The 25,451-nt window shown below is 40.2% G+C and carries 23 protein-coding genes; 4 read left to right on the top strand and 19 right to left on the bottom strand.

What is annotated here, in order from left to right:
* Window positions 1-3: 3 nt before the first annotated feature.
* The 17 genes from DR017_RS03680 to DR017_RS03600 all read right to left on the bottom strand — a co-directional run bounded on the left by DR017_RS03680 (window position 4) and on the right by DR017_RS03600 (window position 18,271).
* The gene (locus DR017_RS03680) at window positions 4-405 is read right to left on the bottom strand and encodes a hypothetical protein (RefSeq protein ID WP_002680170.1); all 402 of its coding nucleotides are present in this window, start codon (window positions 403-405) and stop codon (window positions 4-6) included.
* Window positions 406-512: 107 nt separating this feature from the next.
* Window positions 513-2,372: a penicillin-binding protein 2 gene (gene mrdA, locus DR017_RS03675; RefSeq protein WP_002680179.1), complete on the bottom strand. Its 1,860-nt coding sequence runs from the start codon at window positions 2,370-2,372 to the stop codon at window positions 513-515.
* Window positions 2,369-2,875, bottom strand: a complete 507-nt coding sequence (gene mreD / locus DR017_RS03670) for a rod shape-determining protein MreD (RefSeq protein ID WP_002680148.1) — start codon at window positions 2,873-2,875, stop codon at window positions 2,369-2,371. Before mreD ends, mrdA begins: the two co-directional genes overlap by 4 nt.
* The gene (gene mreC / locus DR017_RS03665) at window positions 2,872-3,708 is read right to left on the bottom strand and encodes a rod shape-determining protein MreC (protein WP_002680090.1); all 837 of its coding nucleotides are present in this window, start codon (window positions 3,706-3,708) and stop codon (window positions 2,872-2,874) included. The genes mreD and mreC overlap by 4 nt, the downstream gene beginning before the upstream one ends.
* A gap of 74 nt (window positions 3,709-3,782) precedes the next feature.
* Window positions 3,783-4,811 carry a rod shape-determining protein gene (locus DR017_RS03660; RefSeq protein ID WP_002680118.1) on the bottom strand — a complete coding sequence of 343 codons (1,029 nt, stop codon included), beginning with the start codon at window positions 4,809-4,811 and terminating at the stop codon, window positions 3,783-3,785.
* A gap of 383 nt (window positions 4,812-5,194) precedes the next feature.
* Window positions 5,195-7,240 carry a S9 family peptidase gene (locus DR017_RS03655; RefSeq protein WP_002680124.1) on the bottom strand — a complete coding sequence of 682 codons (2,046 nt, stop codon included), beginning with the start codon at window positions 7,238-7,240 and terminating at the stop codon, window positions 5,195-5,197.
* Between the two features lie 10 nt (window positions 7,241-7,250).
* Window positions 7,251-9,359 (bottom strand): glycoside hydrolase family 97 protein, encoded by a 2,109-nt coding sequence (locus DR017_RS03650; protein WP_002680149.1) that lies wholly within the window; start codon window positions 9,357-9,359, stop codon window positions 7,251-7,253.
* A 21-nt stretch (window positions 9,360-9,380) separates the two neighbouring features.
* Window positions 9,381-9,791, bottom strand: a complete 411-nt coding sequence (gene ruvX / locus DR017_RS03645) for a Holliday junction resolvase RuvX (RefSeq protein WP_002680151.1) — start codon at window positions 9,789-9,791, stop codon at window positions 9,381-9,383.
* A gap of 2 nt (window positions 9,792-9,793) precedes the next feature.
* On the bottom strand, window positions 9,794-10,606 hold the full coding sequence (locus DR017_RS03640; protein ID WP_002680217.1) for a M48 family metallopeptidase: 813 nt from the start codon (window positions 10,604-10,606) through the stop codon (window positions 9,794-9,796).
* The gene (locus tag DR017_RS03635) at window positions 10,606-11,037 is read right to left on the bottom strand and encodes a hypothetical protein (RefSeq protein WP_002680123.1); all 432 of its coding nucleotides are present in this window, start codon (window positions 11,035-11,037) and stop codon (window positions 10,606-10,608) included. Before DR017_RS03635 ends, DR017_RS03640 begins: the two co-directional genes overlap by 1 nt.
* Complete coding sequence (locus DR017_RS03630; RefSeq protein WP_081450874.1) at window positions 11,034-11,441, bottom strand: DUF2752 domain-containing protein; 408 nt, start codon at window positions 11,439-11,441, stop codon at window positions 11,034-11,036. The genes DR017_RS03635 and DR017_RS03630 overlap by 4 nt, the downstream gene beginning before the upstream one ends.
* Window positions 11,442-11,783 (bottom strand): TM2 domain-containing protein, encoded by a 342-nt coding sequence (locus DR017_RS03625; RefSeq protein ID WP_040361396.1) that lies wholly within the window; start codon window positions 11,781-11,783, stop codon window positions 11,442-11,444.
* 111 nt (window positions 11,784-11,894) lie between these two features.
* On the bottom strand, window positions 11,895-12,284 hold the full coding sequence (locus DR017_RS03620; protein ID WP_100066543.1) for a hypothetical protein: 390 nt from the start codon (window positions 12,282-12,284) through the stop codon (window positions 11,895-11,897).
* Window positions 12,285-12,321: 37 nt separating this feature from the next.
* A complete protein-coding gene (locus tag DR017_RS03615; RefSeq protein ID WP_002680142.1) occupies window positions 12,322-12,753 on the bottom strand; it encodes a bactofilin family protein in 432 nt (143 codons plus the stop codon).
* 172 nt (window positions 12,754-12,925) lie between these two features.
* Window positions 12,926-14,986, bottom strand: a complete 2,061-nt coding sequence (locus tag DR017_RS03610) for a peptide MFS transporter (protein WP_002680188.1) — start codon at window positions 14,984-14,986, stop codon at window positions 12,926-12,928.
* Between the two features lie 15 nt (window positions 14,987-15,001).
* A complete protein-coding gene (locus tag DR017_RS03605; RefSeq protein ID WP_002680213.1) occupies window positions 15,002-16,966 on the bottom strand; it encodes a putative porin in 1,965 nt (654 codons plus the stop codon).
* Window positions 16,967-17,047: 81 nt separating this feature from the next.
* On the bottom strand, window positions 17,048-18,271 hold the full coding sequence (locus DR017_RS03600; protein ID WP_002680172.1) for an exonuclease SbcCD subunit D: 1,224 nt from the start codon (window positions 18,269-18,271) through the stop codon (window positions 17,048-17,050).
* A gap of 160 nt (window positions 18,272-18,431) precedes the next feature.
* Here DR017_RS03600 and DR017_RS03595 point away from each other — a divergent pair, with 160 nt between their 5' ends.
* Window positions 18,432-19,592 carry a THUMP domain-containing class I SAM-dependent RNA methyltransferase gene (locus DR017_RS03595; RefSeq protein WP_040361393.1) on the top strand — a complete coding sequence of 387 codons (1,161 nt, stop codon included), beginning with the start codon at window positions 18,432-18,434 and terminating at the stop codon, window positions 19,590-19,592.
* Between the two features lie 71 nt (window positions 19,593-19,663).
* Here the strand turns inward: DR017_RS03595 and DR017_RS03590 are convergent, their stop codons facing one another.
* Window positions 19,664-21,238 (bottom strand): NADP-dependent glyceraldehyde-3-phosphate dehydrogenase, encoded by a 1,575-nt coding sequence (locus DR017_RS03590; RefSeq protein ID WP_002680201.1) that lies wholly within the window; start codon window positions 21,236-21,238, stop codon window positions 19,664-19,666.
* Window positions 21,239-21,278: 40 nt separating this feature from the next.
* Window positions 21,279-21,455, bottom strand: coding sequence for a CAL67264 family membrane protein (locus tag DR017_RS14085; protein WP_002680130.1), 177 nt, complete (start codon window positions 21,453-21,455; stop codon window positions 21,279-21,281).
* A 333-nt stretch (window positions 21,456-21,788) separates the two neighbouring features.
* Between DR017_RS14085 and murD the strand changes: the two genes are divergently transcribed.
* Genes murD through hemH form a run of 3 tightly spaced genes read left to right on the top strand, consistent with a single transcriptional unit; the run spans window position 21,789 to window position 25,447 of the window.
* Window positions 21,789-23,132 (top strand): UDP-N-acetylmuramoyl-L-alanine--D-glutamate ligase, encoded by a 1,344-nt coding sequence (gene murD / locus DR017_RS03585; RefSeq protein WP_002680226.1) that lies wholly within the window; start codon window positions 21,789-21,791, stop codon window positions 23,130-23,132.
* A gap of 14 nt (window positions 23,133-23,146) precedes the next feature.
* Entirely contained in the window at window positions 23,147-24,376 is a 1,230-nt protein-coding gene (locus DR017_RS03580; protein WP_002680134.1) for an FtsW/RodA/SpoVE family cell cycle protein, read from the top strand.
* Between the two features lie 36 nt (window positions 24,377-24,412).
* Window positions 24,413-25,447 (top strand): ferrochelatase, encoded by a 1,035-nt coding sequence (hemH, locus tag DR017_RS03575; protein ID WP_002680106.1) that lies wholly within the window; start codon window positions 24,413-24,415, stop codon window positions 25,445-25,447.
* Window positions 25,448-25,451 lie beyond the last annotated feature (4 nt).

The raw sequence follows: 25,451 nt of genomic DNA, 5'->3' as shown, positions 1-25,451 counted from the left end.
ATACTATTTCATTTCATCGCAATAATATACTGAGATAAAATTACTTATAGTATCTCTTTTATCTTTACTACCTAAAATTTTTGTCTTTTCTTTTGATGATAAATATATCCAACCACCAGCATTTACTTCGTATTCATAAATATGATTCTTATAGCGCAAAGACCCTTTTACATTAGACTGAAAAGAACCATAACACGTATGCCATTCTTGTGTAGATATTTCAGGAAGTCTTTTTAAAAATGTGATTATAGCCTCTTTAGCAGGCACTTTCCAACCAAATTTTACCTCTCCCTTGTCCTCATTAGGAATATAAGAAAGAATTTCATCTTTCCCTTTGGAAGATTGTGCATTTCCTCTATCCCAAAAGATAAAAACTACTATAAATAAAAGCGCTATTTTTCTCATAAAAAATACAATAAATTAATGATTATGAAATATTTTGGTAGTATCAATCTTTAGCTTAGGAAATGTAACTGTCAAGGTAAGTATACATTAAAGGAGCAATATACACCTTACTGGTTGATATAAAATTTCTCTCCTAAATACGGTTTCATATATTCGTGTTCAAGGCTCTTTTCAAGCATTTGACGTTCGAGGTCACAACGAAATACTTCACCTTTGAGGTATTTTTCAATCATTAGGGAAGCAATAGGTCCAGCAACACGAGCTCCGTAATAACCATTTTCTACAAATACGGCGATAGCTATTTTAGGGTCTTCTACAGGGGCAAAAGCAACGAATATAGAGTGGTCAGTAAGTTGCATACGCTTGCCATTGACCCTGATAAAGTTTTCGGCTGTTCCTGTTTTTGCCGCAATATTGATGCCATCAATTTGAGTACGGCGCGCAGTACCAGCTAAATAAGCCATATTCATTCCTTTGATTACGGGCTCAAAGTGTTTAGGGTCTATGGTAGTATGCTTTGGTACGGTATATTCTTTAAAAGGAGTTTGTTTGTTGTCGATTTGCTTTACAATGTGAGGGGTGTAGAAATAGCCTTTATTGGCAATAGCAGCCATTACATTCGCCAATTGTATAGGGGTGGTAAGAATTTCACCCTGCCCGATAGCATTAGAAATATTAGTAGTACCACTCCATCTCTTAGCACCATATTGCTTGTCGTACAGAGCGGTATTAGGCACTTTGCCCGCACGCCCTGTAGGAAGGTCGCAGCCGAGGAAACCACCGAGTCCGAAACTGCGCACGTGAGCATTCCACTTGTCCATACCTATTGCTGAGGTGGTTTTCATATCGATAGCGCGCTTGTAAGTATTGGCAAAATAAGCATTACAAGAGAGAGCAATACCGTGCAAAAGGTCGTTAGATCCACGTCCGCAGTGGCAGCGCATAATATGTCCGCCATAGCGATAGCCACCGCCACAGCTGAACACACTTTGAGGAGTGATGACCCCTTCCTGCAAACCGATGAGTGCATTTATTACTTTGAAAGGAGACCCTGGGGGATATTCGGCAAGTAGCGTACGGTCATAGAGAGGTTTGGCAATAGAATCGTTGTAGAGAGCGGTGTAGTTTTTGGAGCGTTCACGTCCTACTAACAAAGCAGGATCGAAAGTAGGGGCGGAGATGAGAGCGAGAATTTCGCCAGTTTTAGGCTCGATGGCAACAATACCGCCGTGTTTGTGTTGCATTAGTTGTTCGCCATAAGCCTGCAAGCCTATATCAATAGTGAGTTGCAAGGGTTGCCCCATAATAGGCAGGGTATCCATTGCCCCATTTTTATAACGTTCGATAGCAGCGTTGTGCTTGTCCTTTTGGTAGTATTGTACTCCTTTCTTGCCGCGCAAAAACTCTTCGTATTGTTTTTCAACTCCGCTACGCCCAATGAGCTCTCCAGCAAGGTAGTAAGGGTTTTTCTTGAGTTCCCATTCGTTTACTTCACTGATGTAGCCCAATACGTTCCCTGCATTGTGAGTGAGGTAACTGCGGAGCATACGTTTCTGTATATAAAAACCTTGGAATTTGCGCAATTTTTCTTGGAGTACCGCATAATCATCTTTAGAGAGTTGGTGTACAATTACTGATGGTTTTTTGCGCGAATAGTCGCGAGCTTTTTGGAGACGTTCTCTAAAATCGTTTTTTTGAAGTTCTAACAATCCGCAGAGTTCGAGGGTATCTAAATTTTTAACCTCACTAGGGATCACCATCACGTCGTAAGCAGGTTGGTTAGAAACCAAAAGTTCGCCGTTGCGGTCGTAGATATAGCCGCGTTCGGGATAGTCGTAAACGGTTTCTATAGCGATATTATCGATGTTGTTGCTATCGTCGTGGAAGACGATTTGCAGGAAGAACAATCGCAATAAGATTACGACCGCAGTGAATATGATAATAATCGGAAGTAAGAGTTTTCTCATTTCTTATTTTTACTAAACAGATAAATAGTGAGCAAACAAACGATGATAGTGAAGATAGATGCCCCTATAATTTTAGTAAAAGTAAGTAACAAATGATTGAAATTGAATATTTCTAAGAAATAGAATAGGGTGTGATGCACTACCACCATTAGGGTTGTATAACTAAAGATTTTGGTGAATGGATAACTTGCTAAATCCATTTCTTGATATTCAAAATTCCTGCCAAAAACTATTAGCAAGATACTTTGTCGGCAATAGGCTATTAGTACACTACTAGCAGCGTGCAAGCCTCCAGTGTTAGAAAAAATATCTATACAGAGACCTATAGCAAAGGCAGCTAATAGATTGGGTACTTGGTTTTCACGATAAGGAGCTACCAAAAGGAATACGATGTAAATCATCGGGTTTACATAGCCCCAGTACTCTATATGATTGAAAATAAGCACTTGCAAAAGTACTAATGCTATGAATAGAAATGTATTTTTTACAAGTGGGTGCGTCATTTTGGGTTTTGTTTTTCTAAGGCTGAAATAGCGTCTTTATCTTTGTTTTCAATGAGGTAAACATAATCGATGTTAGACATATCGGTAAAGAGCCATACATCGATGATGAAGGTATTATCGAACTTGCTTTTCTCGAAATGTACAATTTTACCAATAGGGATTCCTTTAGGGAAAATATTGGACATACCGCCTGTTACAATGGTATCGCCGTTTTGAATAGGAGCGATATTAGGTACTTCGAGCAATTGTACTTTGTTTACTTCTTTGGCATTCCAGTGCAGTGAACCGAAATGCTGAGTGCGTTTTACCATTGCATTGAGGGCTGAACGGGTGTTGAGTACACTCTGTACTGTAGCAAAACGCCCTGAAGTGTTTTCTATAATTCCTACGACACCTCGCGGTGAGAGTACACCCATATCTTGTTTTACGCCATCTTTACTGCCTTTATCGATAGTGAGATAGTTTTTTTGAAGGCGAAAACTATTGTTGATTACATTAGCTTTTAGGACTTTGTACTTCAGAGAATCGGTGGTGGCGAAGCTGAGGCTATCAACACCTTTTGTTTGTCGCAATTGTTCTTGCATTTGGAGTACTTGGTCGCGCAAACTGCGGTTTTCTTCAGTTAAGGCTTCATTTTGGCTTCTCAAACTGAAGTACTGAGCCCAATAGTTAGAAAACGCATAGAGTTTCCCCGATAGGGCATTAGCCGAATTGATATAGGCACTCTGAGGGTAATAATTACTTCTAAAAACCAAACCAATAGCGCATAGAAACAGCAGGAGGAACACGCAAAAGTTCCTCGTTCTGATGAAAAATTGGATGATTTGGTTCATAGTTATTTAGCTAAGAAGTAAGAGGTAAGAGATAAGAAGTGAGGTTCCGTTTCTTACCTCTTACCTCTTATCTCCTATTTAAGTAAGATGCTTCTAAATTTATTGATATTTTTTAGGGTGATACCGGTACCACGTACTACGGCGCGCAAAGGATCTTCGGCTACGTATACTGGGAGGTCGGTTTTCATAGAAATACGCTTGTCTAAACCGCGGAGCATAGAACCTCCGCCAGCCATATAAATACCTGTGTTGTAGATATCGGCAGCGAGTTCAGGAGGTGTTTGTGAAAGCGTTTCCATAATAGCATCCTCAATGCGCAAAATAGATTTATCGAGGGCTTTCACCATTTCGCGGTAAGATACTTGCACTTGTTTAGGTTTACCGGTGAGCAAGTCACGCCCTTGTACCATAATGTCATCGGGTGGAGCATCAAGGTCTTCGGTGGCAGCACCTACGGTGATTTTGATGTTCTCGGCAGTACTTTCACCTACATAGAGGTTGTGCTGGGTACGCATATAGTGAACGATATCGGAGTTGAAGATATCCCCCGCAATTTTCACTGATTTGTCGCACACAATACCCCCAAGGGCAATCACAGCGATTTCGGTAGTACCCCCACCTATATCAATAATCATATTACCTTTAGGCTGCATAATATCTAGCCCAATACCGATAGCGGCTGCCATAGGTTCGTGCACGAGGTAGATATCCTTACCATTTACACGTTCACACGATTCGCGAACGGCACGAGTTTCTACTTCGGTAATCCCTGAAGGGATACACACCACCATACGCAATGATGGAGAAAAGAAGCGTTTGCGCAAAGCAGGGATGCTTTTGATGAGCATACCAATCATTTGCTCGGAAGCGTCGAAGTCGGCAATTACCCCGTCTTTTAGAGGACGTACGGTAGTGATGTTAGGGTGAGTTTTACCTTGCATCAAGCGAGCTTCTTGACCTACGGCTATGATTTTTTTATTAGTTCTATCCAATGCTACAATAGAAGGGCTATCGACAACTACCTTATCATTATGAATGATAAGAGTGTTGGCAGTACCCAAATCTATTGCTATTTCTTCTGTTAAGAAATCGAAAAAACCCATATTTTATTTCTTTCTATTGTATGTTTATCTTAAAAATCAATTAGTTAAGTATCTGAAAGGACACTTTTTTAGCGGGTGCAATTTTACGAAAAAAAAATAAGGTGAGCAAATAATTGAGGAAAAAAATAGAAAATTCAAATAATAGGGGTTGTTCTATTATTTGAATTTTGAGTTGTAAAAACAAGATTTATAATGTTTTAAGTGAATTATAAAACAGGAGTTTCTTATATTTGTTGAGAGGCTAAAAAGCCATATATCAAATTTTTAAATAGAGTGCTTGGCTAATTGTTTCTACAATGTAGCTAAAAATGACTGATTATTAAGATAATCGTTACTATAAGGGCGTTTGCAAAACGCCCCTACAAAGTATGAGACAAAGGCTTTTATTGATTATGCAAAGTTAACAGAAAAGCGTATTCTTTTGCGGTTTCTTTTAGGGCTTCAAAACGTCCTGAAGCACCGCCGTGACCAGCTTCCATATTGGTATCTAAATACAGCGGATGGTCGTCAGTTTTGAGTTCGCGGAGTTTGGCTATCCACTTGGCAGGCTCCCAGTACTGCACTTGTGAGTCGTGCAAACCAGTACTCACGTACATTGCAGGATAGGCTTGAGCACGCACTTGGTCGTAAGGTGAGTAGGAGAGCATATAGTTGTAATATTCCTCGTTATTAGGATTTCCCCACTCGTCGTATTCGCCCGTAGTGAGCGGAATACTGTCGTCCAGCATTGTGGTTACTACATCCACAAAAGGCACAGATGCAATAATGCCCTTATACAATTGCGGCGCCATATTGACCACGGCACCCATTAACAAACCTCCAGCCGAGCCCCCTTCAGCAAATAGATGTTCGGGAGAGGTGTAACCTTCGGCGATGAGGTACTGAGAACAAGCGATAAAATCAGTAAATGTGTTTTTCTTTTTGAGGAGTTTGCCATCGTCATACCATTGGCGACCTAAATATTCTCCCCCGCGGATATGTGCAATAGCATAGATAAAACCTCTGTCTAACAAGCTCAAACGGGTGGTGGAAAAATAAGGGTTGATGGTTACTCCGTACGAGCCATAACCATACAACAACAAAGGATTTTGCCCGTTTTTCACTATATCTTTGCGATAGATGAGCGAAATGGGGACTTTTATCCCATCGGGGGCAGTTGCCCAAAGGCGTTCTTCAATATAATCCTGTTTATTGAAGTTTCCTCCTAACACTTCTTGTTCTTTTAGCAGGCGCTCTTCGCCAGTGCGCATATTGTATTCTACAATAGAGGCAGGTGTTGCCAATGATTGGTAGTTGTAGCGCAACCATTCGGTGTTGAAATCTATATTTTGGGTAGTATAGGCAGTATAGGTTTCGCTGTTGAAGGGAAGGTAATGCGCTTTTGAGCCGTCCCACGAGCGTATTTGTATACGTTCTAAGCCGTTGTACACTTCTTCGACTACCAAGAAATCTTTAAAAATTTCTATATCGTTTAGGCGTACTTCGGGACAATGGGCTATTACCTCTTCCCAATGCTCAGAAGTTGTAGCACTTTCGGGGGTACGCATCAGTTTGAAGTTGGTTGCACCATCTTTGTTGGTGAGGATATAAAAATATTCCTCATAATGAGCGATATCGTACTCCAAGCCACGTGTACGGGGTTGGAACACTTTGAAAGCCTCGAGAGGGGTATTGGCATTTAAGATTTGATATTCGGATGTAAGGGTACTTTCGCTGCCTATCACAAGGTATTTGCGAGACTTCTCGCGGTAGACAAACACATCAAAAGTATCGTCTTTTTCGTGGAAAATCAATACATCGCTTTTGGGGTCAGTACCCAAAATATGACGGTATACTTTGAAAGAGCGCAGGGTTTGCTGGTTGTTCTTCACGTAGAAAATGGTACGACTATCGGCTGCCCAAATTGCTTGTCCGTTAGTATTTTTAATTTTATAGGGCAGTATTTCACCTGTGCTGAGGTTCTTGATTTGCAGCGTATATTGCCTACGAGATACTGTATCTACCCCAAAAATAGCCCACTGATTGTCGTCGCTTATGGCAAAGCTATCGAGGTGAAAGTAGGTTTTACCTTTAGCCATTGCATTACAATCGAAAAGAATTTCTTCGGGAGCTTCGAGCGTTTCCTTGTAGCGTACATAAATAGGGTAATCCTTACCTTCTTCATAACGAGTTTGATACCAATAACCGTTGTAGCAATAAGGCACAGAACTATCGTTCTCTTTGATGCGGCTTTTCATTTCGGCAAAGAGCGTTTCTTGCAAAGGTTTGGTGTGCGCTGTTTGCGCCTGATAGTAGGCATTTTCGGCTTCTAAATAGGCAATGACTTCAGGGTTTTCGCGCTCGCGCAGCCAATAGTAATTATCGGCGCGTTCTTTTCCAAATTCGTGGAATATATGAGGTATTTGTTTGGCTTTAGGAGGAGTTGTCATATTATTTTTGTTATTCACTTTTCACTGATATTGCCAAACCTCCACTGGGGGCAAGGCGTTGTTTGAGTTTGGTTTTGTGAGTTACTTTCATTGTTTTGATGGAGTAACTTTGGGGGTTGGTACGCCAATCGGCATTTTTGCCATCGGTGTAGAGGGTAGCGGTATAGGTTTTTCCTTTGGGTAGAAAACTGAAATTGACGAGAGCTTCACGGGCGTTTTCATCGGTGATAGCACCTACAAACCACTCGTTTTTACCTTTGGCTTTGCGGGCAATAGTGATGTAATCGCCGGGTTCGGCTTCTAAAATATAAGTATTATCCCAGTCGGCTGCTATATCTTTGATAAATTGGAAAGCATCGAGATGTTTTTCGTAGTTCTCAGGCAAGTCGGCTGCCATTTGCAACGGACTATACATTGTTACGTAGAGCGCCAACTGCTTCACGAGGGTAGTGCTGAGTTTGGCTTTGTTGTTGCCATATTGGCTCAAATCGCCTTCAAAAATACCAGGGGTATAATCCATAGCACCACCCATCAAGCGAGTGAAGGGGAGGATAGTAGTATGTTCGGGGTGATTGCCGTTGAACGATTCAAATTCGGTACCGCGTGCACTCTCTTGGGCTACCCAGTTAGGGTAAGTACGGCTCATACCGGTAGGTCGCACTGCCTCGTGTGAATTGACCATTATGTGGTACTTAGCAGCGGTTTCGGCTACATAGTTATAGTGGTTTACCATCCACTGTCCGTCGTGGTATTCGCTGCGCGGAATGATAGGTCCTACATAACCTGTTTTTACTGCATCATAACCATTGTCGTTCATAAAGCGGAAAGCCTCGTGCAAGTGGCATTCGTAATCCACTACAGAGGAGGTCGTTTCGTGGTGCATAATCAGTTTTACACCTTTGCTAGCAGCGTATTGATGTAATGCTTGTACATCAAAATCGGGGTAGGCTTTGGTAAAGCTGTATATGCGCTCTTTGTCGTAAGCATAGTTATCTTCCCAGCCTTCGTTCCAGCCTTCCACAAGAACGGCATCAAAACCGTGTTGAGCGGCAAAATTGATGTATTTCTTCACGTGCTCGGTATTAGCACCGTGGTGTCCGTTAGGTTTTAGTTTTGTATAATCGGTAACGCCAATGGTAATATCGCGGTCATCGGAGTAAGCCCACGTACTGCCGCCTCCTATGAAATACTCCCACCAAACGCCTATGTATTTAGTAGGGTGAATCCAAGAGGTGTCGGTGATTTTACAGGGTTCGTTGAGGTTCAGAATAAGGTTAGAAGCCAAAATATCACGAGCGTCATCGCTTACTACTATTGTGCGCCACGGTGTTACGCTACCCGTTTGAACATAGCCTTTTACCCCATTCTTATCGGGGACTAAATGAGCTGATAACTGATTTTTGGCAGCATTAACATTGAGCATCATTGAAGGATAATTCACCAAAGCCGCCTCGTGCAGATTGATGTATAATCCATCATTTGATTTGAGCATCAAAGGCGTTTGTACGGCTACATTGGGAGTAGGAGCTTTGGCAGCCAAAGGCTCTTCGCGCACTTTATCTATAAGTTTTGGAATTTCTGAAATGGCAGAAGTGGTTATAGGGAACTCGTTGGTGTCATAATCAGCGGGAATCCAGAAGGCTTTGTGGTTATCTGAAAGTTGGAAAGTAGTAAGTTCTTCTTGAATTCTAAAGTGACGGAAATTGTCTTGCACAGGGAACTCATAGCGAAAGCCTAACCCGTCATCAAATAGCCGAAAGCGTAAGTACAATTGTCGACCGTTGTTTTTCTGAGTGAGACGGATGAACATTTCTTTGTGATGGTCGCGTATTTCTTTGTTTTCTCCCAAAACGGGTTGCCATACAGTATTAGCTTCAGCAAATTGAACCTCTGTGATTTCGAAATTGCTATTGAAATCCTCCTTTTGGTTGATTACAAACCCCAAAGCACTCTCGCTGATGACTGTTTTGCCTTTGAAAGTTAAGGCATAAGTAGGACTCCCTTTTTCAGTGAGCTGAAATGAGAGTTTGAGGTTTCCGTTAGGAGATAAAAGGGTTTGCGCAGAAAGAAGAGGTGCACAAAACAACATACATACAATAGTGATAATAAACTTTTTCATTGGTTAAATATTTTGTTATTATTATTTCCTACTTGAAAGAAATTCTTGTAAGATAATAGTAGCACTAATTTCATCTATCAGTGCTTTGTTTTGGCGTTGTTTCTTTTTCAGTCCACTATCAATCATCGTTTGGAAAGCGAGTTTAGAGGTAAAGCGCTCGTCTTGTCGATGGATAGGGATTGAGGGAAATTCTTTTTGCAATTGTGTTATAAACTGCTGAATGTGAGTTTCTACGCTAGAGTCCTCGTTGTTGAGCCGTTTAGGTTGCCCAATCACGAAGCCTTCTACAGCTTCCTCGGTAGTGTATTGTTTTAGGAAAGCGAGTAGGGTAGGGGTTTCTACTGTGCAAAGCCCCGAAGCGATGATTTGCAGGGGGTCGGTTACAGCAATACCAGTGCGTTTGGTTCCGTAGTCTATAGCTAAAATGCGCATAATTAATCTTTTAAAAATTCTTGAAAATTTTTCCAAGTATCAGCTGAAAGTACTGGTTTATACTCTCTTTTTTCTTTTTGGATATTCTGTAACAGATATTCTTTTCTGTCTTCAGGGAAAGGGTGAGTGCTTACCCATTTGAAAGCTGAAGGCAGGTCTTTATCTTTATCATCGTGAATTACCCCTATAAACTCAGCAAAAGGTTTAGGGTCTATTTGAGCATTTTGTATGTAAGTAAGCCCTACAAGGTCGGCTTCTTTTTCTAAATTTCTACTAAAAGCAGTAGATGAGACCATTCTGCCTATTTCGGAAACCATTGAAAAATCACCTCCTGAAATGATGGTAAATAGGGTGCCTAATCCTATTTCTCTCACTAGAGATTGCATTACGTGATCTTTTTGGATGTGAGCTAGTTCGTGTCCTATTACCCCAGCAAGTGCTTCGGGGGTAGAAGTTTTTTTGGCAAGCCCAGTGTAAATCATCAGTTGGTGGTTAGGCAAAGCAAAGGCGTTCACCTCTTCACTTTCTAATAAATAGACTTTCAGTTCTTTGCGGTTGATGTTATTAGCTTCACATATTTTGGTTACTATAGTATCTATAGTAGCTACAGCAAGATCATCATTTACCACTGAGTATCTACTGGTAAAATCGTCATACATTAGTTCGCCTAGTTCTACTTCTATTTTATTTACATATTCATTGCGCAATAGTGGATTGATATTGAAAAATCCTATCCAATTCACTTGTTGTAACAAAAACCAACTGCCCAAGAATACACTTAGCAAAATACAACCTCTTATAATTACTTTTTCCATTATTTTTTTACGATTAAATCTACAATATCTCCATAAAACCACCAAAAGAGGTGTTTGCCTTTGCGCACTTCTACAGCAGAATAGAAAGTGCCTATAATCTCCATCACATTGAAAGAGAAAGCTATGATAATCCAAGCAATATAGGCATTAGAAATTATATTGCTGCCTAACAATATAGATATTGTCCACCAAAAAGAGGTAGTGTTTACAAAGAATAAGAAGAGCTGTGACACCAAAGATTGGTAGCAGTGCCAACGCACAAAATAAGAGCCTTTGCGATGGGCTATTAAGAAGAAAAGAGTAGCTAGCAAGTTGATGATAGGTAGAGGCATTCCTGCCATAATAGCTACTATTGACATTATATAGCTATTAGCAGCGCGTTCTTTGTCACCTTCGCTAATACGCTCGTTTAAGGGTTTAATTACTATCATAAGCCTTTATAAATGTTCCAAATCCAATTCAGTAGGATAAAAATGAAGAAAGGGATATACACTTGTGGACGTTTGAAAACGCGTTCGAATGTGATGAAAGAGCGATATAAGGTAGGCTTCTTTAGAAACAAATCGCAAAGTAACCACAAGGGTATACTCACTAATGCTATAGCAGCTAATACTCCAAGCGGATTGGTGAGTAAAGCCTCAAACCAGTGCCCTTCAAAAAAAGAGACTACCGACCGCGTTGTACCACACGACGGACAAGGGTAACCCGTAACATTCTTTATTACACAAACAGCAACCCCTATGTCGTGCCTATGAGAAAGAAAGTGGCTAAGTAGCCAACCCCAACTGGCAAGACATAGGAGTGTGATAAATGTATAGAACTTTTTAGTCGTCAATTAGTAACTAAGTGCTGAAGCTAATAATTCGGCATTTTTATCTCTTGTAGCATCCATAATTAGGAACCAATCTACAATGCTCCAAATTCCAAATCCACCACAAGTAATCAATTTACCAACACCCATTCCTACATCACCGATGTAGAAACGGTCGATACCTAATCCACCTCCTAAGAGAGAGATAATAAGAGAAGTAGTAGGGTCTTTAAACTGTATCGTTTGTAGCATCACCCATTTAGATTCGTCCAAAGAAAGAAGCTTTTCACGAATTTGAGGAACGATTTCAGGTCTAAAAAATTTACCGTTGGTCACGATAAACATATCCACTTTTTGTGCATCCATAGTATGTGAAATTATTAGATTAAAATTACGGTGCAATATTACACTATTTTTTTGATATTGCCTAATATTTTAATAAAAAAAATATACTCATCTAATCTCTTCCTCTAAAAATTATGTTCTAATTTTCACGAATCGAATGGCAATAATAGTTTCTAAGGCTATAAAATAGAAAGTAGGTAATATGATGAAAAGCAGTTCGTATAGAGGTTGAGGAATTATACGTTTCTCTAAAGGCAAACAGAAAATGATAATAGCAATAAGGCGTAGTAAAAAACCTGCCACAAAGGCAAAGGCAGTGTAAAAGGGGCGTTTTAGGTGAACAGCAAGAATAATCACAAATGTTAATGCTGAAACCCCACAATGGAAGAGAAGCAATTTATCCAATGAGTAAAACAAATTAACACCTTGTGTTCCTACATAATAGTTGTAACAACCGTACAAAATGCCAGTTCCTATTGCCCATCCAACCAAATACCAAAAACTACAAATGGCTATGCGCATAGCCATTTGTAGTTTTGTTTTTGAGGAGTTACTCTGTTTATTTATTGACTTTTTCGAGGGGTTGAGGTTTGTTGTCATTTACAAAAGATTTAGCCCCTTTCATAGTACAAGTTACGTTGAACACAGCGCCTGGTTCGATAGCGAGTTTATCGACGTGTACTTCACCTTCCACCACAGCGGTTGATTTTAAGCTAAGTACACTACTCACTTTTAGAGTGCCTGTTACTTTACCTTCTATATCGGCGTTTTCGCAAATCACAGTGCCTTTAATTACACCAGTTCTGCCTATTACTAATTTGCCAGAAGTTTCGAAAGTACCTTCTACTTCTCCATCAATTCTAAAATCAGATTTAGAGTGGATTTCTCCTTTAAATTTTGTTTCCGCTACGATGCGGTTGCTGCTTCCTAATGTGTTGTCTGCTGCCATAATGTTTCTATTATCTCTTTCTTTGTTGTTAAATATAGCCATTGTATTTCGTTTTACAAATACAGAGACAAAAGTATAATATTTTTTTTAAAACTACAAATTTTTAATATCGTTTTATTTTATTATATTCTGTAAAATGCTATTTTATAGAGTATTATAAGGTAAAAAACTTTGGTAAAGTTTATCCTAAAACCTAACACCTAATATCTAAAACCTATTTCACTCCGTGCATCAGTTTTTTCACAAACGGATTGATAAAGATGATAATCACCCCTGCAATAGCAGGTAGAATGGTGAAAATGAGAAAGAAAGTAGATAGGCTATATTGTTCGGTGATATTTTTTATTTGTCCTCCTGCCACAGCTGCCGATTTATGACCAATAGCTACAGCAAGGTACCATACCCCAAACATAAAAGCAATCATTCTACTCGGTACTAGTTTCGATACGTATGAAAGTCCCACAGGCGATAAACACAGCTCACCCATAGTGTGGAACATATAGGCAAATATAAGCCATAACATACTTACTTTTACATCGTTAGTAATTCCGTGTGAGCCTAAAGTGAGCAACCCAAAACCTATAGAGAGCATCAATAAACCGATACCGTATTTCACAGCAGCAGGTGGGTTGTATTTGCTTGACCACCAGCGAGAAAACAAACTTGCTAAAGAGATGATAAAGAAGGCATTCAATATAGAAAACCACGATACAGTTGCTTCTACCCAATTGTCGCGCTCTTCTTTTACTTGGGCTACTATCAACCCATTGTCCATATTGAGTTCAGCCCCGCGTTGTTTAGCCCATTGTTCTTTTTCGGCATCTACATAGCCAAACGAAGTGTTTTTATTATTTTTGCTCAATAGTTTGATTTCTTGTCCTACTTTCAAGTGTATATCAGTAAGACCTATGATAGTGGTTTGTTCTACAATTTTCAAATTGGGGTGAGCTTCACGATTTTCTTCAGTGATAGGGAGGTAAGTTTTCTTGCCTTCTTTATCTACACGCTCATAAGCCTTGTAAGCGACACTATAAGCAGTTGTTTTGAAATCGCGGTTAAGCATCCACAAAGCAATGCCCCATACCAAGCTAAAGCACACTAATAGTACTATTACTGCGGGGAATATTTTTTTGTAAGTTTTTTTGATTAAGAGGAACAATACACCACTGATGAGCAATAGCGGAATCAAAGTGAGCAACGCATTGAAAATGTTGTAGAGCATAGCCGAATCACCTTGTAATTCACGCTGTATATGGTCGCGAGCAAAAATCACTAATGATGAGGCGCCTTGTTCAAAAGACGACCAAAAAATCATTACAAAGAAAGCAAAAATCACAACAGTGAGCATACGGTCACGCACTATAGTACTATAGCGCATAACCCTACTGCCTATTACATATAGGAAAGTTGCTAAACCTATAATCACCATTACATATTGCCCTTTAAGCTGCCCCATAGAAGCCCACGCAAAGAGGTCGATACTCCATACTTTTGAAAGCGGGTCATTAAGTGCATAACCTATGCCTATAACTGCTGAAATAGCAATCAATAATTTATCAACAATGGTGAAAGGGTTGGGTTTTTCTTCATCTGTTTTTTCTCTGCTATCTGTCGCTTCTTGATTAGCTTCTTCTGTTTTCTGTTTTCTTTTCCCAATATCTCCAAACAAAGGTTGAGAAAGCCAAAACTGTATGGTTCCCAAGAGCATAAACACCCCTGCCAAGCCAAAGCCCCAGCTCCAGCCTATGCGCTCAGCTAAATAACCGCAGAGCATCATTCCAAAGAAAGAACCAGAGTTCACTCCCATATAGAAAATGGTATAAGCAGCATCTTTCTTTTCGGGTAAATACTTGTACATTTCGGATACGAACGACACCATATTAGGTTTGAAAAATCCGGTACCTATCACCAAAAGTCCAAGCCCAAAATAGAGAGAGAATTCAGTTTCAAAAGCCATCGATACGTGCCCTAAGGTAATAATCACAGCCCCTATGATCACCGCCCAGCGGTAACCGGTAATTTTATCGGCAATCACCCCTCCGAGTATGGGGGTGAGATAGACGAGCATAGCGTAAGTACCAAAGAGAGCGGTGGCATTTTCGGTACTCCACGCCCAACCAGGGTTGTAACCTATGAGCGTCATCGTAAGAAAATTGATGAGTAGTACCCGCATTCCGTAGAATGAAAAGCGTTCCCACATTTCTGTAAAGAAGAGCACGAACAGCCCCGCTGGGTGTCCTAATACTTGAGTGTCGAAAATTGTCTTTTTTGTCATAAAATTTGTTGCCTATTAACTGAAGATATCCCACTTGATGCCTAACCTGATAATAAAATCTCTATACGGCTGGCGTGGTGCTGAATAGTAGTTATAAGGATTTCCCATTTTTAGCCAATTGCTCACGGGCACCTGCCATTGTTCTAAAGAGAAGAAGATGCGCATTGTGCGTACTTTAGCATTGAAGAAAAAGTCGAACATTGGGAACCCACCTGTTTTTTCAGCTGTTTGTACCGCAAATTCTCCTAATAACGGATTGTATTGGTTAGCGTAGTATTTCGTAAAATAATTGAATCCAATACCCGTTTGTAAGTACATCGCCTTGTTGAACAAATGTGAAGCAAAGTAAAAACTGTTGCGAGTTACAAAAGTAGGCACATTCAATATGTTACTATCTTGCACCACTTGCTGGTAGAGCATTGTATTATCCAATCCCCATTTGCCAAATTTGAACTCTTTTTGTACTCTTAGCTGCAAATATTGTATGTTGCCACTATACTGCTCGGGGCGTACTTGCCCTAAGGTTTCTACTTGAAAATAAGTGTAATCGTTGAGATTGGTGAGACTTAGTGAAGCATTCCCCCATTGAGTTTTCAAATTGCCATAGAGCGTTTGGGTATTCTGTTTTTTAAACGATGAATAGTTATCCCAATTAAACTGTTTATAGTCGCTTTGGTAGAGTAAATAGTTGAAATTAGGCATAGCCGAATGCAATTCAGCTCCTGCGGTAATGCTATTCTTGTCGTTAAAAGCATAAGCGAGTTTACCGCTGAGTTTGGTGCCTGTCATTTTGCCTATAAACGTTTGTTCTCCTTCAGCTTCTATGCTAAAACCGCCTACTTTTTTGTGCCATTGAATACCTAAACTAAGGTCGGTATCCTTGATTTGGTGACGTTGTAAAACACCAGATACAAAATAAGCATTTTGGAAGTAATAGTTATAGAAATAAGCATTCCCAAAGAGGAAAGTTCTGCCCAAATACGGCAATTCAAGTTCAGCCCCTGCGCGGTTGGTCATTCGTTGCAAGCGTGCTTTGTCGTGTAAGTTTTTGGGTACGTATGCTTCTCCAAAATAATTACTACTTTGAGTTTCGTCATAAGTATAGAACTCAGTTTCGTAATTAAACAAATGGCGGAAGCGTATTTGCTTGTAGGAAGCTAAGGAATCTCGATTGCGCAAAAAAGCATAGTCGTGTTGCAAAAAATAGCGTTTGCTCTCGCGAGTATTCTCGGCATAGAGCAATTGCACATCTATAGTTGCACGGTTTTTAAACTGCTGTTCGCCGCCTTCAAATTGCTCGGGCGTTACAATGCCTCCATTCTCCTGACTGGTGATATCGTGAGAGGCAAAGTGCGCAAAGGCAGTGTATTTTTTATTAGGTGATACGTACGAAAAACCAGCTCTAAAATTGCCGTTGCTCACTAATATACGTTGGTATTTACCTAAGGAACGCAAGCCTTTGTAAGCGATGAAGAAATTGAAATTTGGCTGTAAGTTTATGGAAAATAGGGTGTTTAGAAACTGCCCTTGCTCCATACCGCTTTTGTAAGTAAACTCGGTAAGGGGGGTAGGCAAATGGTAGTAAGTAATTTCCTCGGGGGTGAGGTAGAGTTGTTTTTTAGCTTCAGCCCCCATTGAAGGCACATAGTCCTGACGACGGAAATCGTAAGCCATTGTGTTATAGGGCTGTCCCATATTAGAGAAAGGCATTTTGCCAAACATATCCTTGCCCCACTCATTGTTCAGGTAATACTTTTGCATAGAAAGGGTAGTATCCACTGAAGTTGTATCGCGGGTATAGGTAATAATTTTGTAGTCGAGAGCGGTGAAAGTGATGCTGTCTTTTTTCTTTTTAGGGCGCAGTGATTTGAAGGTTACGCCCCCCTCTTTGCCATTAGGAACTCCCTCCTCTTCTTGAGCAAAAGAGAGTAAAGGAAATAGTGCCCCAATGAAGAAATATATTAAGTGTTTCAAGGTCATTCTTTTCTATTTGGGGGCAAAGATACAAAAAACAATTAATAATTGATAATTAACGATTAACAATTGATGATTTTTCACTTTTCATTTTTCACTTTCCACTAATCCCATCGCCTCCTCAAATAAGGGTTTGTAAAAATCGGGTAGAGGTTCGTGGTATTTGTTTTCGTATACGTGCTGTAATACCTCATAAGGCTGTAAGTCGTTGAGGGTAAGTTCACTTTGTAGAACTGTTTGTTTAGCTTTGTTTTGTTGTTGGTAGCGCACATCAATACGCGCTAAACGCACGTGCTTGTTAGCAATAGTTTTTAGAATGCTGTTCTTCAGTTCGGGAGCGGGCTCTTTGAGCAGTACTTTCACTTCTAAATAAGGCGCTATACTCTTACTTGTTACTTCGGGTAAAGCAGCGAGAAGATGTAACACCTCCTCAGGAGGAAGTGCCCGCTCAGGCACACTGAGCAAAGGGGTGTGGATAGGTAAAGGAATAGATTTGATGCCCTGTACTTGTCCGTTTTCTATGGAGAAACTTACTACTTGATGAATATAGTGTTTTTCGGAAAATGAAAGGGGTATAGGACTCCCTGCATAACGTATATGGGCATTGCCTAAGAATTGAGCTTTGTGGATATGCCCTAAAGCGACGTATTTCAGTGCTTTTGGGAAACTTGAAGGCTGTACGCTCTCCATTCCCCCAATGATAGGACGCTCGGCAGTGTCATCTTCACTGAGTTCAGCCCCTAAGGCGTGCAAATGCCCCATAGCAATCAGTGGTTTACCGTTAGCAATAGCCAAAGCTCTTTCGGTAATTTCTTGGTAGAAAGAGGCAATTCCCTTGCTGTAATCCGAAAAATCATCAGTTTTAGGTGTGTCGCCTAAACGCAGAAAAGGTACAGCGAGACAATAGGCAGCAATCTCGCCTTTGCTGTAAAGAGGAAGGATAAGGGCATCGTAGTCAATTTCGCGAATTTCGTTTCGCCTAATATGACCTATTAATTGTACTTGAGTATTTTCTAAGAGAGGTAAGGGCATTTCAAGCCGCACGGGAGAATCGTGGTTACCTGCAATAGTGATGATTTGTAAGTAGGGGAAACGTTCAGTAGCTTGGTGTAAAAAGTGATAGAATTGTTTAGTAGCAGCTACCGAGGGATTAGCAATATCGAATACATCACCACTGATAAGAAGCACCTCAGTGTTTTCAGTTTCCAGAATTTGCAAGAGAGTGTCCAAGAAGTGTTGATGCTCTTCATAGCGATCGTATTGGTAAAATGTTTGTCCTAAATGCCAATCGGCAGTATGTAGAAAATTCATTGTTTTCTCTTAGAATCTATATTTTTTGGCAAAGATACTACATAATTAGCTAATTAGCAAATTGGCTAATTTGCCAATTCAAAAAAAAGTATTACATTTGTCGCCTGAAAACAGTGACTGATGAGCTATCAGTAATTGTTAGTTGAACATTACCAGCAATATGGAAAAAAATTATAAAATGGTAGCCAAAACTTTCTTCGGTTTTGAAGATATATTGGCTGACGAACTTCGCAATTTAGGCGCTATGCACGTAACTAAAGGTGTGCGCAGCGTGCAATTTGAAGGCGATAAAGGCTTTATGTACAAAGCAAACCTCTGTTTGCGCACCGCCCTAAAAATCCTCAAACCTATCCACTCTTTCTACATCCGTAACGAAAAAGAGTATTACCAAAAACTCTACGACTTCAATTGGCAGGAAATCTTGGATCTCAACCAAACTTTTGCTGTAACAGCAACCCTGCAAACCGAGATATTCAACCATACACAATATGTCGCTCTCAAAGCTAAAGACGCTATAGCCGATGCTTTTCGCAACGCTACAGGGCGTCGCCCCAGTGTGGATGTGCTCCACCCCGATGTGGCTATTCACATTCATATTCAGCGCAATGAGGTGATTGTATCACTCGATAGCTCAGGGGCTTCTCTCCATCAACGCGGTTATCGTACAGCTACCAATATGGCACCTATCAACGAGGTATTAGCGGCGGGCATACTGCTGATGAGCGGTTGGAAAGGACAAAGTGATTTTCTCGACCCTATGTGTGGCAGTGGTACTTTTCTTATAGAGGCTGCAATGATTGCTTGTAATATTCCAGCCAATGTACACCGCAAAGAGTTCGCTTTTGAACGTTGGAAAGATTTCGATGAGAACCTCTTCAATCTTATTTTTGGTAGTTGTATCAAGAAAATACGTGAGTTTCACTATCAAATTGTAGGCTATGACAAGGCGCCTTCGGCAGTAGCCAAAGCAAAAGATAACCTTGCAAATGCCGACCTTGGTGACTATATACAAGTATTCCAAAAAGACTTTTTTACAACTGAAAAAGAAGATAAACAAAAACCCTTGCATATAGTGTTCAATCCGCCTTACAACGAGCGTTTGCAAGCTGATACTGAAGAGTTGTACTCGTCTATAGGCAACACTCTCAAACGCAATTACCCCAATACCGAGGCGTGGTTTATCACCGCCAATTTAGAGGGAATGAAATATGTAGGCTTGCGACCCACCCGCAAAATTAAACTTTTCAATGGTAAATTAGAAAGCCGATTGTTACAGTACAAAATGTATGAAGGAAGCAAGAAAACAATGAACAAAGAATAATTGATAAATAACAAAAAAGCTGTCTCAAAAGACAGCTTTTTGTTATATCACTATTTTCTAATTCCTAACTCCTAAAGAATATAATCTGTATTGATGAAGTTAGACGCACCAGTACGCAATAAATTCTCTACTATCTTGTCGTTGTAGTCGTTGTTTTGGAACGATACAAAAGTACGGATAGAGAATGAGCGCAAGGCATCGTGTACGCTTAATGTACCCACAGCCGAATCTTTTCTACCAGTGAATGGAAATACATCTGGACCTCGCTGACATAAACTGTTCAAATTCACGCGGCAGAGCATATTCACCAGCATATCAATTAGTGGGGAAAGCTCGTGAGGGTCTTCTCCAAACAAACTGATTTGCTGTCCGTATTTAGAATCCGAAATCTCATCAATAATTTCGTTGATGTTTGAAAAAGGTTTTACAGGTACCAAGGGTCCAAACTGCTCCTCATTGTAAACTCTCATCTCCTTAGAAACAGGGTAGAGTACCGCTGGGAAGATAAAGTTATCTGTGCGTTCACCGCCTTTTTTGTTTTGGATGGTAGCCCCTTTAGCAAGCGCATCATCTATAAGTTCTTGCAAGAAAGCAGGTTTTTCTACCTCGGGTAGGGGAGTGAGGGCTACTTTCTCATCCCACGGATTACCAAATTTGAGAGCATCTACTTTTTCGGCAAAACGCTTCAAAAACTCATCTTTTATTTTGGCGTGTACATAGAGAATTTTCAGAGCTGTACAACGCTGTCCGTTAAACGATAAGGCTCCTTTCACACATTCGTCTACTGCCAAATCTAAGTTAGCATCAGGAAGGATAACTCCTGGGTTTTTAGCTTCCAAACCAAAAACAAGGCGCAAACGATTTTTCTTAGGGTGCTGGTCTTGTAGTGCAATAGCCGTTTTGCTGTTGCCTATGAGCGCCAAAACATCCACTTTGCCACTTTGCATAATAGGTGGTGCAACGGTGCGACCGCGCCCATAGAGAATGTTAATCACCCCGCGAGGGAAAGAATTTTGGAAGGCTTCCAATAGAGGCGTAAAGAGTAATACCCCGTGTTTAGCGGGTTTGAAAATAACGGTATTACCCATAATAAGTGCGGGAATGATAAGCGCAAAAGTCTCATTTAGAGGGTAGTTGTAAGGACCTAAACAAAGTACAACTCCTAAAGGACCACGACGAATAAGAGCGTACACCCCATCGCGTCGTACGAATTTAGACGATTCATTGTCAAGTTCCTTATAAGCATTGATAGTGTCATAGATATACTCTACCGTACGGTCAAATTCTTTGCGAGAGTCGTCTAGATTTTTACCAATTTCCCACATCATCAGTTTTACCACCTCATCGCGTTGTTTTTCCATTTGTTTTACAAATTTTAGCATAGCGCTGATGCGGTCTTTCACTTTCATTGTAGGCCATAAACCTTTGCCCTTGTTATAAGCCTCAGTAGCCGAATGTAGGGCTTCTAAAGCATCGTTTTCACCCAGTGAAGGCACACTGCCTAAGAGGGTGTGTTCATACTTTTCAGTAGAAGAAATAGTGGAGTAGATATTTGTAAATTCACCTTTCCACTCACGGAGTTCGCCATCGATGAGGTAAGTCTCTTGGCGAAATGGTTTTACTTGAAATTGTTCAGGTATGATCATAATTTTCTATTTTTCTGTTATCTATTATTTGTTATCTGTTCTAAACTCTTCCTTTAAGGGCGTTGAACACCCACGCAATAGCAAAGAACCCAATGCCTACAGCTCCAAAGCCAAAGCCTGCAACTTCATTGTATTTAAAGGCTCCTAAGGCAATAAGCCCTAAACCTACTATAATCATTATAAGGGTTGCCCACCCCAAAACTGTATTCTTATTCATAGTATAATATTCTATATAATGTTGGTTACAAAAGGCAAAGGTACAGATTAATTAGTAAATCAACAAAAAAATATTCAAACAACATACGGCGTTTGTATTTAAAACAATAACCTATATATCTTGAGAATAAAGGTTGTAATAGTAAGAAATATTAGATATTTTTTGAGGGAAACTTGTTTTTATGCCTTGCCCCCTCTCCTTGGGAGAGGGGAACGGGGTGAGGATTTTAAATGCGAATGCCGTGAGAAGTAAATCTCCAAATTTGCTAATTGACAAATTATTCTTACCTTTGCGGCAAAATAATAGTTTTCCTTATCAATAAAGGATTTAATAATGAAACGCTTAGTAATATTAGGTGGTGGTGAGAGTGGTGTAGGTACCGCAATTTTGGGTAAACAAAAAGGTTGGGAGGTATTCCTTTCCGATAGAAATTCCCTCAAACCTCACTACCGTGAAACCCTCAACAAAGAGGGTATAGAATGGGAAGAAGGCTTCCATACCGAAGAGAAAATCCTCTCTGCCGATGTGATTATGAAAAGTCCTGGTATTCCCGATAAAGCTCCTATCGTGAAAAAAGCTCGCGAGAAAGGTATTCGCATTATCTCGGAAATAGAATTTGCCAGTGAATATACACATAGTCTTATTGTAGGTATCACAGGTAGTAATGGCAAGACCACCACTACTTTGCTCACCCATCAAATATTTAAAGATGCAGGCTTGCAAGTAGGTTTGGGCGGCAATATAGGCTATAGCTTCGCCGAATTAGTAGCTACCGAAAATCCACCCTATTATGTGCTTGAAATTAGTAGCTTTCAGTTGGATGGCATTGAGCATTTTGCCCCTCATATTGCGGTGTTGCTCAATATAACCCCCGATCATTTGGATAGATACGACTATAAGTTTGAAAACTATATAGCCTCTAAATTCCGCATCGCGATGAATCAAACTGAAAACGATTACCTCATCTACGATGCCGATGACCCAGTCATTGAAGAGTGGTTGCAAAATCACATCCTAAAAGTTAAACTCATACCATTTTCCATAGAAAAAGAACTCCCTTACGGAGCTTTCTTAAAAGATAACAAAATACACATTATGTTAGAAAATCAAACTGCTGAAACTACTGAAATTGATGTAGAAGAAATCAGCTTGCGTGGTAAGCACAATATCAAAAATACAATGGCTGCAAGTGTAGCAGCCCGCTTGGTAAATATTCGCAACAACTCTTTGCGCGACAGCCTTAAAGGCTTCAAAGGAGTAGACCACCGCCTTGAAGAGGTAAAAGTAGTAGAGGGCGTTACTTATGTGAACGACTCTAAAGCAACCAATGTAAACTCAGTGTATTTTGCACTCGATACGATCAAAACTCCTATCGTGTGGATTGTAGGTGGTCAAGATAAAGGCAACGACTATAATGCCTTGCTCCCCTACGTACACGAAAAAGTAAAAGCTATCGTGTGCTTGGGCGTTGATAACGAACCTATCTTGCGCTCTTTTAGCAATAGCGGAAAAGAAATGATAGAAACTCAATCTATGGATGAAGCTGTAAGAATTGCCAAAAAGTTTGCTACCGAAGGTGATACTGTATTGCTCTCACCTGCTTGTGCAAGTTTCGATTTATTCAAAAGTTACGAAGATCGTGGCGACCAATTTAAAGCAGCGGTAGCTCGCTTGTAATCTCTATTTTAGTGATGCAAGAATGGTTATCTAAACACATCAAAGGAGACAAAGGGTTATGGGCACTCATACTTATATTTAGCCTTGCCACTCTTGTAGCCGTCTATAGCACTAGTACCAATTTGGTATATGTGGTAGGAAAAGGAACTCCTACTGGCTATCTATTTAAGCAGCTGGTTTTCGTAGTAGTAGGTTTTTTTGTTCTTTATGGAATGCATAAAATTTCTTACACTCGATTCCGTTTGGCAGCTAAACTGCTAATTCCTGTCGCTGTACTATTTCTTTTGATGGCTCTTTTTACGGGGACGACCATTGAGGGAGCCAATGCTAGCCGCTGGTTGAACTTTGGCTTCTTTTCTTTCCAGCCTTCTGCCTTTGCTTTAGTAGTGTTAATGGCTTATGTAGCTTCTTATTTAACCAAAACTTACGGCAAAAAACTCACCTTCAAAGAAACTATCTTACCCTTGTGGCTTCCAGTAGGAACAATTACAGCTTTGGTAATGATATCCAACCTCTCTACTGCCGTACTGATACTCACCTCAGTACTTATCCTCATTTTTTTAGGACGATTCCCTTTTAAACATATTCTCTCAGCTATGCTCATTGCAATAGCTTTTTTAGGACTATTCTTTTTGGTGGTAAAAGCCTTCCCCGATGCTTTTCCTAATAGGGTAGATACGTGGATGAGTCGTATTGAATCCTTTACAGCAAGTGAAGATGAAAAAGAAGGTTACCAAATTGAGCGTTCTAAAATGGCAATAGCCAAAGGTATAGGCTTAGGTCAAGGTCCTGGCAAAAGCACAATGAAAAACTTCCTTCCTCAAAGCTCTTCCGACTTTATCTTTGCTATCATCACCGAAGAATGGGGAACTGTAGGAGCCATATTCATAATGTTACTCTACATACTATTGCTCGTTCGCATTGTAGCAATTTCGCTCAAAGCACCCACCCTATATGGTCAATTATTAGCGTTAGGTTTAGGTATCCCCATACTTCTGCAAGCAGTTATCAATATGGGAGTAGCAGTAGAACTCTTCCCTGTTACGGGGCAGAACCTCCCACTTATCAGTAGTGGGGGAACCTCATTTTTAGTAACTTGTATAGCTTTAGGAGGAATTCTTTCCGTAAGTGTACAAAAGCGCAAAGACGGCAAAATGGAAAAAGACAAAACTGAAGCCGATATAGAAGAAGAACTCGCTGAAAGTGCTCTACGCCAAATGAAGAAAAACACTAATGTTGAATAAACATTCTCACTTTTTAACTTTTCACTTAACTAAAAAATGCCTAAAAAAGGAGTATTACTCGTAAATTTAGGATCTCCCGACTCCTTCTCTATTAAGGACATCAAGCGATACCTAAAACAATTTTTGATGGACAAGTACGTCATTGATTTACCTTACCTATTGCGTTACGCTTTGGTACACGGCATCATCCTCAATACACGTCCGCCCAAAACAAGCAAAGCTTATCAAAAAATATGGTGGGACGAAGGCTCTCCTCTCATTGTAATCACCAAGCGACTCACTGAAAAAATACAACAGCAAGTCTCTATCCCCGTTGTAATGGCTATGCGCTATGGTAATCCTAGTATAGCCAATGGGTTACAACAGTTGCACGACCAAGGAGTAGATGAGGTGCTTTTGATGCCTCTCTATCCCCAATATGCAATGGCAACTACTCAAACTATTGAGGTACTTGCTCACCAATTGGTAAAAAAGCAGTTTCCAAAAATGAAACTTATAGAGTTTCCAGCTTTCTTTCACCGCCCCGAGTATATTGAGGCATTAGCCGAAGTAACTCGCAAGCACTTAGAACACAATCCTTGCGACCATCTACTGTTCTCTTATCACGGAGTACCCAAACGCCATTTGTACAAAACTACCCCTACGCCTGCCCACAAAAAAATATTGGAAGGTACCACTTGTTGTGACCCTTATAGTGAGGAAGGAAAATATTGTTACCGAAGTCATTGCTTTGAAACCACTCGTTTGTTAGCTGAAAAATTGGGCTTGCAAAAAGGAACTTATTCACAATCATTCCAATCGCGTTTAGGTATTGATAAGTGGATTACCCCCTTTACATCCGATAAAATAGCCCAATTAGCCCAACAAGGAGTAAAGAAATTAGCAGTTATTACTCCAGCTTTTGTTGCCGATTGTGTAGAAACACTCGAAGAAATAGAAATGGTGGGCGGACAAACCTTCCGTGAAAACGGCGGTGAAGAATTCAAAATGATTCCCTGCCTCAACGATTCTAATTTGTGGGTACAAGCCCTTAGTAAATGGATTAATGAATACTTAACACCTAATACCTAACATC

Source organism: Capnocytophaga sputigena, from assembly GCF_900446695.1.
GTDB classification, from domain to species: Bacteria; Bacteroidota; Bacteroidia; order Flavobacteriales; family Flavobacteriaceae; genus Capnocytophaga; species Capnocytophaga sputigena.
The sequence above is the reverse complement of the archived record's forward strand: the minus strand, read 5'-3'. Positions and strand labels throughout refer to the sequence as shown.